Raw genomic sequence first — 15,241 nt, 5'->3', positions numbered from 1 at the left:
CGGTGACACTTCTGTCGTCCCGGTCGCGGACGGTTCGTACGTTCCCTGGGTCGTCACCGCACGCAGCCGGGACGCCCTGCGCGCCCAGGCCGCCCGTCTGCTCGACCACGTCACAGAGCACCCCGAAGTCGACCTCGCCGACACCGCGTTGGCGCTGGCGACCACCCGGACACCGTTCCCCCGGCGCGCCGTCCTCGTCGGCGCCGACCGCGACGGGCTCACCGCCCAACTCGCGGCGCTGGCCCAGGGCGTGCCGCTGCCCGGCACGGTCACCGGCACCGCACGCGGCAACGGCCGCACGGCGTTCCTCTTCACCGGGCAGGGCGCCCAGCGTCCGGGCATGGGCCGCGAACTGCACGCCGCCCACCCGGTGTTCGCGCACACCTTCGACGCCGTGTGCGAGCGCGTTCCCGGACTGCGCGAGGTGGTCCTGGGCGACGACGCCGAGCTGCTGAACCGCACCGAGCACGCCCAGCCCGCGCTGTTCGCCTTCGAAGTCGCCCTGTACCGGCTGCTGGAGTCGTGGGGCGTACGCCCGGACTTCGTCGCCGGACACTCCATCGGCGAGATCGCCGCCGCCCACGTCGCCGGGGTCTTCTCCCTCGACGACGCCTGCGCCCTGGTCGCCGCCCGCGGCCGCCTCATGCAGGCGCTCCCGTCCGGCGGTGCGATGGCGTCGATCCGGGCCGGCGAGGAGGAGGTGCTGCCGCTCCTCGCCGGACACGAGCACGAAGTCGGCATCGCCGCCCTCAACGGGCCCGCCGCGACCGTCGTCTCCGGTACGCAGGAGGCCGTCGCCCGGATCTGCGAGCACTTCTCGGCGGCCGGCCGGCGCACCACCCGGCTGCGGGTCAGCCACGCCTTCCACTCCCCGCTGATGGACCCGGTGCTCGACGACTTCCGGGCCGTCGCCACCGGCATCACCTACAACGAGCCGAACCTGCCCGTCGTCTCCGCCCTGACCGGCCGGACGGCGGACACCGGCCGGCTCACCGACCCCGAGTACTGGGTACGGCACGTGCGTGAGCCGGTCCGCTTCCACGACTGCGTGACCCAGCTGTACGGCCTCGGCGCCCGCCGCTTCCTGGAGGTCGGCCCGGACGGCCCGCTCACCACGCTCGCCGAGTCGGCCCTGGCCGAGACGGAGTCCGCCGCCGCGGACGAGCCGGTGCTCGTGGCCGCCGTCCTGCGGGACAAGCCCGAGACCGACTGCCTGCTCCGGGCCGTCGGCACCCTGTTCGCACACGGCACCGACCTCGACTGGGCGGCGCTCCTGCCCGGCGCCCGCACCACGCACCTGCCCACCTACGCCTTCCAGCGGCAGCGGTTCTGGCTGCCGACCGCGGCACCCGCCGGGGATCCCGGCGCGGCCGGACTGCGCGCGGCGCAGCACCCGTTCCTCGCGGCCGAGATCGCCCGCGCCGGCTCGGACGACCTCCTGTTCACCGGACGGCTGTCCCTGCGCAGCCACCCCTGGCTCGCCGACCACACCGTCCTCGGCCAGGTCATCCTGCCCGCCACCGGATACCTCGACCTCGCCGTGCACGTGGGCGACCGCACCGGCTGCGGCCACCTGAGCGAACTCACCCTGCTCCGCCCGCTCGTCGTGCCCGCCGAAGGCGCCGTGGACCTCCACGTCACCGTCGACGCCGCCGACGACGGACGGCGTGCCTTCGCCGTGTGGTCGCGGCCCGGGACGGGCGACGGGGACTGGCAGCGGCACGCCCAGGGCACCCTCGCCCCGCAACCCCCGTCCGTACCGGCCGACGACCTGACCGCGTGGCCCCCGCCGAACGCCTCCGTCGTCTCCGAGCAGGACCCCTACGCGGCCTTCGCCGCCGCAGGCTTCACGTACGGGCCGAGCTTCCAGGGCCTCGGCACCGTGTGGGAGCGCGACGACGAGATGTACGCCGAGGTCGCGCTGCCGGAGCCGTACCGGCAGGACGCCGCACGGCACGTGCTGCACCCGGCGCTGCTCGACGCGGCCGTCCAGACACTCCTGGTGGCACGGCCCGGCAGGGGCGACGACGACGAGGCCGCGGCGCCCATGCTGCCGTTCGCCTGGACGGGACTGACCGTGCACGCCACCGGCGCGACCGCGCTCCGGGTGCGCCTGACCCCGGCCGACCACGACCACGGCTACCGGGTCCTGGTCACCGACACCAGCGGGCGGGCCGTCGCCACCGCCGACGCCATCACCCTGCGCACGGTGGCCGCCGCCCCGGCCGCCGAGCCGGACCGGCCCGAACTGCTGCGCCTGGACTGGCAGGAGAGCCGCCCGGCCCCCGAGCCGCCCGCCGCGCGCACGGCGCGCTGGATCGTCCTCGGCGAGGGCGACGACCGGGTGGCCGCCGCCCTCGACGCGGCCGGCGTACACCTGGAGACCTACGCCGACCTCGAAGCCCTCGGCAAGGCCGTCGACACCGGCATGACCATGCCCGAGGTGGTCATCGTCGCCGCCGAGCCGCGCCACCCCGACGGCCACGGCATGCCCGAGGCGGTCCGCGGCCACCTGTCCCGCGCCCACGAGCTGATGTGCGGCTGGCTCGCCGACGAGCGGTACGCCGACGCCCGGCTGGTGTTCGTCACCCGCTCCGCGGTGACCGCCGGCCAGGACACCGACGCCCCCGGCGTGGTCCTGCCGGACGTGACCGGTGCCGCCCTGTGGGGCCTGGTACGCGCCGCACAGGCCGAACACCCCGGCCGGTTCCAGCTGGTGGACCTGTCCGGCGACACCGAGGGCGACGACGCGGCGTCGGCCGCCGCCATCGCCTCCGGGCGCCCGCACAGCGCCGTCCGCGCCGAACAGGTCCTGCACCCCGACGCCGCACCCGCCGCCACGGGCCCCACGCCGGACCTCGCGGCGGGAACGGTGCTCGTCACCGGCGCCACCGGCACCCTCGGCCGGGCGGTCGCCCGCCACCTGGTCACCCGGCACGGCGTGCGCTCCCTGCTGCTCGCCGGGCGGCGCGGCCCCGCCGCCGACGGCGCGGACACCCTCGTCGCCGAGCTGACCGAACTGGGCGCCCGAGTCCGGCTGGAGGCCTGTGACATCGCCGAACGGACCGACGTGGAGCGGCTGTTGACCCGGCTGCCCGCCGACACCCCGCTGACCGGAGTGATCCACGCGGCCGGTGTCACCGACGACGCCGTCCTCACCGCGCTCGACGGCGCCCGCTTCGACACGGTGCTGCGCCCGAAGGCGGACGGAGCCTGGCACCTGCACCACGCCACGACGGCCCACAACCCGGCGGCGTTCGTGCTGTTCTCCTCGGCGGCGGGCACCTTCGGCGCTCCCGGCCAAGCCAACTACGCCGCGGCGAACGCCTTCCTCGACGGCCTCGCCGCCCTCAGGCGCTCACTCGGCCTGCCCGCGGCCTCCGTCGCCTGGGGACTGTGGGGCGACTCCAGCGGCATGACCGCCCGCCTGTCACAGGCGGACCGCGGCCGACTGGCCCGCGGCGGCCTGCGCCCCCTGACCACCGAGGACGCCCTGGCCCTCCTCGACGACGCCCTCACCACCACCGATCCCGCGGTGATCGCCGTCGCCACCGGCGCGGGCCGGGCCGGGGTCCGGTCGATGCTGCGGCCGGCCACCGCGACGGCACGGCGCCGGACCGTGGCCGGCCCGTCCGCGGCGGCCGCCCCGTCGCTCCTGGCCGGACGCACCCCCGACGAGGGCCGCGCCCTGCTGCTCGGCCTGGTGCGCGACCTCGCCGCCATCGTGCTCGGACACGCGAGCGCGGACGAGGTGGAGCCCGACCGGCTCTTCACCGAGCAGGGCTTCGACTCCCTCACCGTGGTCGAACTCCGCAACCACCTCGCCACCGCCACCGGCCTGAAACTGGCGCCGACCCTGCTGTTCGACCACGCCACCCCCGAAGCCCTCGCCGCCCATCTGCACGCCAGGCTCGGCGAGCAGGCCGCCCAGGCCCAGGACACCGGTCGGCCGGGGCCGGCCGCGGGCACGCCCGACATCCGCGCCGAGGACACCCTCGGCGGACTGTTCAAGCAGGCCTGCCTCGACGGCCGCGTCGACGACGGCTTCACCCTGCTCCAGGCGGCGGCCGGACTGCGCCCCACCTTCACCGCACCGGACGAACTGCCCGCCCTGCCCGGCGCGATCCGGCTCTCCGCCGGTGACACCGCCGCACCGCTGGTCTGCTTCAGCTCCTACGTCGCCCTCGCCGGAGTCCACCAGTACGCCCGGTTCGCCTCCGCCTTCCGCGGCCGGCGCGACGTCTGGGCCCTGCCCACCCAGGGCTTCGGCACCGGAGAGCCGCTGCCGGCCACCCACGACGCCATCGCCGACCTGCACGCCGACGCCGTGCACCGCACCGTGGGAGACACCCCGCCGGTCCTGCTCGGCTCGTCCTCCGGCGGTGTCCTCGCCCTGTCCGCCGCCCGGCGGATGCAGGAGCGCGGCGCCGCACCGGCCGCCGTCGTCCTGCTCGACACCTACATGCCGCGCGCCGACTCCCCGTTCCTGCGCTTCTCCCAGCAGATGCTGGCCGGCATGTTCGAACGGGAGTCCCTGTTCGCGCACATGGACTCCGACCGGCTCACCGCGATGAGCTGGTACGTCGCGATGATCGGGGAATGGGAGCCGGGCCCCCTGGAGTGCCCCGTGCTGCTGGTGCGCTCCAGCGAGCCCCCCGTACCCGCGGAACCCGGTGAGGAGATGCGGCCCGAGGAGTGGCAGACCTCCTGGCGCCGGGCCCACACCGTCCTCGACGTCCCCGGCAACCACTTCACGATGATGGAGGACCACGCCCGCTCCACCGCCGAGGCCACCGACGCCTGGCTCACCGGCCGAGGCGCCTGACCGGCACCCCGGTCCCGCGCCCAGGGCCCTGCCCCTCCTGACGGTGGGCAGGGCCCTCGCGCCGGCGACGGCTCCGCCGAGGGCACCGCCACCCCACCACGGACACGAAGGAAGGATCCGCCATGACGGCACCGCTGACCCTCGCGCACTCGCCCTGCCCCAACGACACGTTCGTCTTCCACGCCTGGACCGAGGGACTGCTCCCCGACGCCCCCGGGACACGGCTCACCCTGGCCGACATCGACGTCACCAACGGCCTCGCCCAGAAAGGCGAGTTGGACGTCCTGAAGGTCTCCTACGGCGTCCTGCCGCACATCCTGGACGACTACGCGCTGCTGCCCTGCGGCGGCGCGCTCGGCCGCGGCTGCGGCCCCCTCCTCCTGGTCGCCGAGCCCACCGAACCGGCCGCCCTCGCCGGCGCCCGCGTCGCGGTGCCCAGCACCACGTCCACGGCCTACCTGCTGTTCCGGCTGTGGGCGGCCGACGCGATACCGGGCGGCGTCGGCGAGGTCGTCGTCCTGCCCTTCCACGAGATCATGCCCGCCGTCCGGGACGGCGCCGTCGACGCCGGACTCGTCATCCACGAAGCCCGGTTCACCTACGGCCGCTACGGCCTGCACTGCGCGGCCGACATGGGCGAGGAGTGGGAGAAGCACACCGCACTGCCCATCCCGCTCGGCGCCATCGTCGCCCGCCGCTCCCTGGGCGAACCCCTGCTGCGCAGCCTCACCCACGCCGTACGCGCCTCCGTCCGCGCGGCCTGGAGCGACCCCGACGCCTCCCGCGCCTACGTCCTTCGGCACGCCCAGGAGATGGAGCCGGACGTCGTCGACCAGCACATCGGCCTGTACGTCAACGAGTTCACCGCCGACCTCGGAACCGAGGGGCTGGACGCCGTACGCACCCTCCTCGACCGCTCGGCCGAACTCGGCCTGCTGCCAAGTGCCGCCGACGGCGCACTGGACACGATCCTCCACCTCTGAGCGACGGCGCCCGCCGCCGACCCCGGCGACAGCCGGACCCCGGCCGCCCCGGCAACGCTAGAAGTTCTCTTAGAGCCCCCCGCCCACGGCCCGAAAGAGGCGGCGCGCTTCCCATAATCGGCCCAGGGGACCGGCCCGGCACCGGGAGCGCCGCGGCCGGTCCCCGCGAGGCCACCGGGCGACCCGCCCGCCCCTCACCCGGCCCCGGCACCCCGTGGTGCCGGGGCCAACCCGATGCCCCACGCCCCACGGCGGGCCAGCGCGCCCGCCGCCGAAGGGAGACCGATTCCGTGAGCGAGGACAGGCTGCGCGAATTCCTGACCCGTGTCTCCACCGACCTCCAGCGCACCCGCACCCGGCTGCGCCAGGTCGAGGGCAGGGCCACGGAACCGATCGCCGTCGTGTCCATGAGCTGCCGCTACCCCGGCGGGGTCACCACCCCCGAGGATCTGTGGCACCTCGTCGACACGGGCACCGACGGCATCTCCGCCTTCCCGGACAACCGAGGCTGGGACCTCGACGCCCTCTACGACCCCGACCCCGCCCACGCCGGCACCTCCTACACCCGGGAAGGCGGCTTCCTTCACGACGCCGCCGACTTCGACCCCGCCTTCTTCGGCATGTCACCGCGCGAGGCCCTCGCCACCGACCCCCAGCAGCGCCTCCTCCTCGAAACCGTCTGGGAATCCCTGGAGCGCGCCGGCCTGCGCCCGGCCGACCTGCGCGGCAGCGCCACCGGCGTGTTCGCCGGAGTCATGTACAACGACTACGCCACCCGGTTCCCGGAGCCGCCCCCCGGCGTCGAGGGCTACCTCGGCAACGGCAGCGCCGCGAGCATCGCCTCGGGCCGCGTCTCCTACACCTTCGGCTTCGAGGGCCCCGCCGTCACGGTGGACACCGCCTGCTCCTCCTCCCTCGTCGCCCTCCACCTCGCGGTGCAGTCCCTGCGCCAGGGCGAGTGCGACCTCGCCCTCGCCGGTGGAGTCGCCTTCATGTCGACCCCGGTCACCTTCCTGGAGTTCAGCCGACAGCGCGGACTCGCGCCCGACGGCCGCTGCAAGTCCTTCGCCGACGCCACCGACGGCACCGGCTGGGGCGAGGGCGCGGGCGTCCTCCTCCTCGAACGCCTCTCCGACGCCCGCCGCAACGGCCATCCCGTGCTCGCGGTCGTCCGCGGCTCCGCCGTCAACCAGGACGGCGCGAGCAGCGGCCTCACCGCCCCCAACGGCCCCTCCCAGCAGCGCGTCATCCGCCAGGCGCTGGCCTCCGCCGGACTCGCCCCGGCCGACGTCGACGCCGTCGAGGCGCACGGCACCGGCACCACCCTCGGCGACCCCATCGAGGCCCAGGCACTCCTGGCGACCTACGGCCAGGACCGCGCCGCGGACCGCCCGCTCTGGCTCGGTTCGCTGAAATCCAACATCGGCCACACCCAGGCCGCCGCCGGCGTCGGCGGAATCATCAAGATGGTCATGGCCCTGCGCCATGCCCGACTGCCCCGCACCCTGCACGTCGACACCCCCACGACCAAGGTCGACTGGACCGAGGGCAACGTACGCCTCCTCACCGAACCGGTTGCCTGGCCGCCCACCGACCGGCCCCGCCGCGTCGGCGTCTCCGCGTTCGGCGTCTCCGGCACCAATGCCCACGTCATCCTGGAAGAGACCCCGCCGACCGAGGCCGAGACGACCGGCGCGGCAGAACCGGAAGACACCGCCCCGACCGCCGAACCCACACCGCCGCCGGTCGTCCCCTGGACCCTCTCCGCCCGCACCGCCGACGCCCTGAGGGCCCAGGCCACCGCCCTGCTCGACCACCTCGCCACGCACCCGGACACGGACGACCTCGCCGTCGCCCGCACACTGACCCTCGGTCGCTCCCTGTTCGAACACCGCGCCGTCGTCCTCGGCACCGACCGCGACACCCTCACCGCAGGCCTCAACACCCTTGTCGACAACGGCACATCGCCCGACGTCATCACCGCGACCGCCCGACGCGGCGGCAAGACGGCGTTCCTGTTCTCGGGTCAGGGTGCGCAGCGGTTGGGGATGGGGCGTGAGTTGTACGAGAGCTTCCCGGTGTTCGCGGAGGCTTTCGACGCGGTGTGTGCTTACGTGGGCGCGGAGTTGCGTGATGTGGTCTTCGGGGAGGACGCGGGGCGGCTGGATCGTACGGAGTGGACGCAGCCCGCGTTGTTCGCGGTCGAGGTGGCGCTGTTCCGGCTGGTGGAGTCGTTCGGGGTACGTCCGGATGTCCTGATCGGGCATTCGATCGGTGAGATTGCTGCCGCGCATGTGGCGGGTGTGTTGTCGCTGGAGGATGCCTGCGCTCTGGTGGTGGCTCGTGGCCGGCTGATGCAGGAACTGCCCGCCGGCGGTGTGATGGTGGCGGTGGAAGCCGCCGAGGACGAGGTGCTGCCTCTGCTGGAGGGCCGTGCGGGTGAGGTGTCGATCGCAGCGGTCAACGGCCCCCGGGCGGTGGTGATCGCCGGTGTCGAGACCGCTGTCGAGCCCGTCGTTCGAGAGCTCAAGAAGCAGGGTCGGCGTACGTCGCGTCTGCGGGTCTCGCACGCCTTCCACTCGCCGTTGATGGAGCCGATGCTCGACGCGTTCCGTGACGTGGCGGTGGACATCAGTTACGGCACTACGTCGATCCCGGTCGTGTCGAACGTGACCGGACGCCTCGCCGCAGACGGCGAGTTGGCGTCGGCCGACTACTGGGTACGGCATGTCCGTGAGGCCGTCCGCTTCGCCGACGGGGTGAGTGCACTCGCGGCGCAGGGCGTGACACGTTTCCTGGAGATCGGCCCTGACGGCACCCTCACCGCGCTCGCACGCACCGCTCTCGGAGACGGCGGCGAAGACGCTCTGTTCGTTCCGACGCTCCGCAAGGACCGGGACGAACCTCACACGACGCTGGCGGCGCTGGCCGCGCTGCACGCGTCCGGCAGGCACGTCGACTGGAACGTACTCCTGCCCGACACGTACGGGTGGGCGCAGCTGCCCACGTACCCCTTCCAGCGGCAGCGCTACTGGCTCGATCCCGTCGCGGACCGTGCCGGACGCCGAGGAGAACACCCACTGCTCTCGGCCGGAATCGGCCTCGCCGACTCCACCACCGTGGTGGCCACGGGACGTCTCTCCCCGCGCATCCAGCCCTGGCTCGGCGACCTCGCCACCGGCGGCGGCTCCCTCGTGGCCGCCTCCGTCCTCACCGACCTGGCTCTCCACACCGGACGCACCCTCGGCGCCCACCACCTCGCCGAACTGCGCGTCGACACGCCGCTGCCGCTCCCCACGACCGGGGAGATCGAGATCCAGACGGTCACCGAGGCGGTCCCCGGCGAGCAGCGCTGGACCTTCGCCCTGTACGCACGGCCGTACGACCCGGACGCCGGCCCGTCCGACGACGCCCAGCCCTGGACCCGCCACGCCCACGGCACGCTGGTCGGCGGCCTCGAAGATCCGGCCGGTACGGAACCCGACGCCGACGCCGCCGGCATGGCCTGGCCTCCGCCCGGGGCCGTGCCGGTCGACCCGGACGAGGTGTACGCAAACCTGGACCTGCCCGGCTCACAGGTGCTGACAGCAGCCTGGCGCCGGGGAGACGAGGTCTTCGCCGAGGCCGCCCTGCCGGAGACGGCGGAGGCCGAGGCCGCCAGGTTCGCCGTGCACCCCGCCCTCCTGGACTGCGCCCTGCTCATGCTCACGGCAGCCGGCCGGCCCGTGCCGCATCTCGTGAGCTGGTCCGGGCTCACCCTGCACGCGCGTGCCGCCGCGAGCGTGCGTCTGCACATCGTTGCGCGCTCGACGACGGAATGCGAACTCCGGCTGCTCGACGGCACAGGCGTCCCCGTGCTGACCGCCTCGACGGTCACCGTGCTGCCCTTCGACATGGACCGGCTCCCCGGTTCCGTCCAGGGCCGTGGCAGCGACCTCTACACCGTCACCTGGACCGCTGCCGAGGCCGGCAGCGAGCGGGAGCCGCTCGGGACCTCGGTCCAGTGGAGCCCGGACGAGCTCCAGGCCGCCCTGTCAGCCACCTCGGACACCCCGCACGCCGACCTGGTCGTCGTTCCCTGGCACACGGCCCACACCGAAAGCGACGCCGGACTCGTACCCGACGTGCACGCCGCGGCGCAGCGAGCACTCTCCCTCGTTCAGCAGTGGCTCACCGACGCTCGCGCCGACCAGTCACGTCTGCTGCTGCTCACGCGTGGCGCGGTCGCCGCGCGCCCCGGCGAGAGCGTCACCGACCTGCCCGCCGCGACCGTGCGCGGACTGCTGAAGTCGGCCGCGTCGGAGAACCCCGGACGGATCCTGCTCCTCGACAGCGACACGACTCCCACCGAGGACCAGCTCAGCGCTGCGACACGCCACGAGAGCGACGAACTCGCCCTCCGCGACGGGAAGTTGCTCGCACCGAGACTCGCCCTGGCCACGCCCGTCGGACAGGGACCCACCGCACCCGCCTTCCCCGGCTTCCCCGCTTTCCCCGAGGACCGGACCGTACTCGTGACGGGCGGTACCGGAACCGTGGGCTCCGCCACCGCCCGGCACCTGGCGACCCGGCACGGCGTACGGCACCTGCTGCTCGTCACCCGGCGCGGCCCGCAGACACCGGGCGCGGCCGAACTGGTCGACGAACTCGCCGCCCTCGGCGCCCGAGCCACCGTCGTGAGCTGCGACGCGGCCGACCGGGACGCCCTCGCCGACGTCCTCCGCGACATCTCACCCGAGCACCCGCTGGGCGCCGTGGTCCATGCCGCCGGCACGCTGGACGACGGCGTCGTGACCTCCCTCACCCCTGAGCGACTCGCCTCGGTGCTGCGATCCAAGATCGACGCGGCGGTCCACCTCCACGAACTCACCCAGCACCTCGATCTGTCGGCGTTCGTGCTGTACTCCTCGGCCGCCGCCACCTTCGCCGGGCCCGGGCAGGGCAACTACGTCGCCGCGAACGCCTTCCTCGACGCCTTCGCCACCCGGCTGCGCGCGGACGGGCGCCCGGCGGTGTCCATGGCCTGGGGCCTGTGGGCGGCCGACAGCGCCATGACCAGCGCGCTCGCCGACGCTGCGCAGGGCCGCGCCACCCGCAACGGCATCGGCGCGCTGCCCACCGACGACGCCCTCGCCCTCTTCGACCGCGCCCTGACCCACACCGACGGCCCACCACTCCCGCTCCGCCTGGACCGCGCCGCACTGCGCCGGGCCGCCGACCGGCTGCCCCCGCTGCTGCGTTCCCTCACGGGTCGCCGTACTCTGCGCGAGGCCGCGTCAGCGGCACACCCCGCCGCCTCCCCGCTGGGTCTCCTCGCCCTGCCCGAGTCCGGCCGCCGGGAGGCGGTGAACACCCTCGTGCGGACCACTCTGGCCGGCGTGCTCGGGCACGCTTCCGACACCCGGATCCGCCCCGACACGCCGTTCACCCAGCTGGGCCTCGATTCCCTGACCGCGCTGGAACTGCGCAACGCCCTCAGCCACGCGACCGGCGTACGCCTGCCCGCGACCCTGGTCTTCGACCACCCCACGCTCGAAGCGGTCACGGAACTCCTCCTGACCGAACTCACGCCGACCACAGGCCCGTTCACCGGGATGGGCGTCACCGCCGCCAGCCTCTCCGAGTCCGCCGCGCTCGCCGACGATCCCATCGCGATCATCGGCATGGGCTGCCGCTTCCCGGGCGGCGTGGAGACCCCCGAACAGTTCTGGGAACTCCTCGTGCAGGGCGAGGACGCCATCGGCGCCTTCCCCACCGACCGTGGCTGGGACAACCTCACCACCTTCGACGACCTGAACGGCACCGGCACCGGCACATCGACGTACACCCGACAGGGTGGGTTCCTGTCGGGTGTGGGTGGTTTTGATGCGGAGTTCTTCGGGGTGTCGCCGCGTGAGGCGTTGGCGATGGATCCGCAGCAGCGGTTGTTGTTGGAGACGTCGTGGGAGGCGGTGGAGCGGGCGGGGATGGATCCGCGGTCGTTGCGGGGGAGTCGTACGGGTGTGTTCGCGGGGACGAACGGTCAGGATTATCCGGCGTTGTTGAGTTTGTCGGAGGGTGACTTCGGGGGGTATGTCGGTACGGGTAATGCGGCGAGTGTGGCGTCGGGTCGGGTGTCGTATGTGCTGGGTCTGGAGGGTCCGGCGGTCACGGTCGACACGGCTTGCTCGTCCTCGTTGGTGGCGCTGCATCTGGCGGCGCAGTCCCTGCGCGCGGGCGAGTGCTCGAAGGCCCTTGTCGCAGGCGTCACCGTGATGTCAACTCCGTCTGCTTTCGAGGAGTTCGGTCGTCAGGGTGGTCTGGCGGGTGATGGTCGGTGCAAGGCGTTCGCGGAGGAGGCGGACGGTACCGGCTGGGGTGAGGGTGTGGGTGTGCTGCTGGTGGAGCGGCTGTCGGATGCTGTTGCGGCGGGTCGTCGTGTGCTGGCGGTGGTGCGGGGTTCGGCGGTGAATCAGGATGGTGCGTCGAATGGTCTGACGGCTCCGAACGGTCCGTCGCAGCAGCGGGTGATCCGGGCTGCGCTGGAGGCGGCTGGTGTGTCGGCGGCTGATGTGGATGTGGTGGAGGCGCACGGTACGGGTACGAAGTTGGGTGACCCGATCGAGGCGCAGGCGCTGCTGGCGACGTATGGGCAGGGGCGTGAGGGGGAGCGTCCGTTGTGGCTGGGGTCGGTGAAGTCGAACATCGGTCACACCCAGGCTGCTGCGGGTGTGGCCGGTGTGATCAAGATGGTGGAGGCGTTGCGGCACGGTGTGTTGCCGGCGACGTTGCATGTGGGTGAGCCGTCGTCGCATGTGGACTGGTCGGCGGGGGACGTACGCCTGCTGACCGAGAGCCAGGCGTGGATGGGGGACGCTGGGCGGGTGCGGCGTGCGGGTGTGTCGTCGTTCGGTCTCAGCGGTACGAATGCGCACGTCATCCTGGAGCAGGCACCCGAAGAGACGGCGGAGGTGGACGAGGGGCCGAGTTTGCCGGTGGTGCCGTGGGTGCTGTCGGGGCGCACTCCTGACGCCCTGCGCTCCCAAGCCACCCGCCTGCATGCCTACGCGCAGACGAACACCGACCTCACACCCGCCGCTGTGGCGAGCGCTCTGGTCACCACCCGGACGCCGTTCGAGTACCGAGCCGTCATTCACGGCCGTGATCGTGCGGAACTGCTGGCCGGCCTCAACTGCCTGGCCGTCGGAGATCCCGCGGCGAACCTGGTACAGGCCACGGCAGCGGACTCCGGCAAGACGGCGTTCCTGTTCTCGGGTCAGGGTGCGCAGCGGTTGGGGATGGGGCGTGAGTTGTACGAGGCGTTCCCGGTGTTCGCGGACGCCTTCGACGCCGTGTGCGTATGTGTGGGCGCGGAGTTGCGTGATGTGGTCTTCGGGGAGGATGCGGGGCGGCTGGATCGTACGGAGTGGACGCAGCCCGCGTTGTTCGCGGTCGAGGTGGCGTTGTTCCGTCTGGTGGAGTCGTTCGGGGTACGTCCGGACTTCCTGATCGGGCACTCGATCGGTGAGATCGCTGCCGCGCATGTGGCGGGTGTGTTGTCGCTGGAGGACGCCTGCGCCCTGGTGGCGGCTCGTGGCCGGCTGATGCAGGAACTGCCCGTCGGCGGTGTGATGGTGGCGGTGGAAGTCGCCGAGGACGAGGTGCTGCCTCTGCTGGAGGGCCGTGCGGACGAGGTGTCGATCGCCGCGGTCAACGGCCCCCGGGCGGTGGTGATTGCGGGTGCCGAGTCGGCCGTGGTCGAGGTTGCGGAGGAGCTGAAGGCGCAGGGTCGGCGTACGTCGCGTCTGCGGGTCTCGCATGCGTTCCACTCGCCGTTGATGGAGCCGATGCTGGACGCGTTCCGTGATGTGGCGGAGGGCATCGGGTACGGCACCGCGTCGATCCCGGTCGTGTCGAACGTGACCGGACGCCTCGCCGTGGATGGCGAGTTGGCGTCGGCCGACTACTGGGTACGGCACGTCCGTGAGGCGGTCCGTTTCGCCGATGGCGTGGCTGCGCTGGCCGCCGAGGGTGTGACGCGTTTCCTGGAGATCGGACCTGACGGCACCCTCACCGCCCTCGCGCAGAGCTGCGTTCCGGATGACGACGCCGGTGACGCCCTGTTCGTACCGATGCTCCGCAAGGACAGGAGCGAGGTGGAGACCGTCGTCGTGTGCGTCGCCGCCGGATACACAGCGGGCGTCTTCGTCGACTGGACGGCGGTGCTCGGTCAGCACTCCATGGTCGATGTCGACCTGCCGACCTACGCCTTCCAGCGTGAGCGGTTCTGGCCGCAGACCAAGCGCAGCGAGGTCGTGCGCGACGTCGAACTCTGGGAGCCGACCGAACCCGAGGAAGCACGCGAGCTGGCGGACAGCCTGAACGTGGGCGAGGACGTCGTCCAGAAGGTGCTGGCAGGGCTCGCGACCCGGCGTCGGGACCGCATCGTGCGCGCCGAGGTGGACGGCTGGCAGTACCGCGTCGACTGGCAAGAGGTCGCTCTTACGCCGGGTGTCGGCCGCTCCGGGCCGTGGCTGGTGCTCCACTCGGCGGGGCAGTCGGCTCATCTGGAGACCATCACCGCCGCTCTGCCCGAACACCTGCTTCTGTCCCTCCCCGACGAGCCGGACCGTGCGGAACTCGCGCGAGCCGTCGCCACCGCCGTTCCGGGCACGCGGCTCGCCGGAGTCGTCGTCCTGTGCGACACGGTCGTGCAGGCGCTCGTCGCCACCCAGGCGACAGGTGACGCGGAAGTCGACGGGCCCGTCTGGCTGGTGACCCGAGGAGCGGTCCGTATCGACCACCTGGAGGACGACGGTCCGCTGCGCGCCGAGCAGGCGGCCGTCTGGGGACTGGGACGTGTGGCCGCGTTGGAGCACCCCGACCGTTGGGGCGGCCTTGTCGATCTGCCGGAGGTGCCGGACGAGGACACCGCCGGACTCCTCGCGTCGGCACTCACCTCCTCCGTGGAGGATCAACTCGCCCTCCGCGACGGCCGGATCCATGCCCGCAGGCTCAGGCAGGAGCCGGCGCGGCAGCCCACGGACCAGGGCTGGAAGCCCGGAGGGAAGGTCCTGGTCACCGGTGGCACGGGTGCTCTCGGCGCACATGTCGCACGCTGGCTCGTCCGGCGTGGGGCCACCGACCTGGTCCTCACCAGCCGCCAGGGGGCCGACGCACCCGGCGCCGACGAACTCGTCGCAGACCTGCGCGACTTGGGAGCGCAACACGTGAGCCTGGAGGCCTGCGACGTGTCCGACCGGACAGCGGTCGCCGACCTGCTCTCGCGCCACCGTGTCAGTGCGGTCTTCCATGCCGCGGGCGTCCCCGACTACAAGCCCCTCGACGCTGTCGACGCCGCTCATGTGTCGCGGGTGGTGGGGGCGAAGGGGTGGGGTGCGGTGTATTTGGATGAGTTGACGCGTGGTTGGGATTTGAGTGCGTTTGTGGTGTT

Annotated in this window: 2 protein-coding genes and 1 pseudogene; all 3 read left to right on the top strand. The window is 73.0% G+C overall.

The features are described 5' to 3' along the window. Positions 1-4,825: SDR family NAD(P)-dependent oxidoreductase (locus ACFC8N_RS48095; RefSeq protein WP_376296012.1), on the top strand; the 4,825-nt coding region annotated here is incomplete at its 5' end. Positions 4,826-4,947: 122 nt separating this feature from the next. Then, a complete protein-coding gene (locus tag ACFC8N_RS48090; protein WP_356039893.1) occupies positions 4,948-5,808 on the top strand; it encodes a 1,4-dihydroxy-6-naphthoate synthase in 861 nt (286 codons plus the stop codon). A 290-nt stretch (positions 5,809-6,098) separates the two neighbouring features. After that, positions 6,099-15,241: pseudogene (locus ACFC8N_RS48085) on the top strand (type I polyketide synthase); the annotation flags it as partial.

This window comes from Streptomyces sp. NPDC055966 (assembly GCF_042269865.1).
GTDB lineage: Bacteria > Actinomycetota > Actinomycetes > Streptomycetales > Streptomycetaceae > Streptomyces.
Note: the sequence above shows the minus strand (reverse complement) of the source record. Positions and strands in the feature narration are given on the sequence as shown.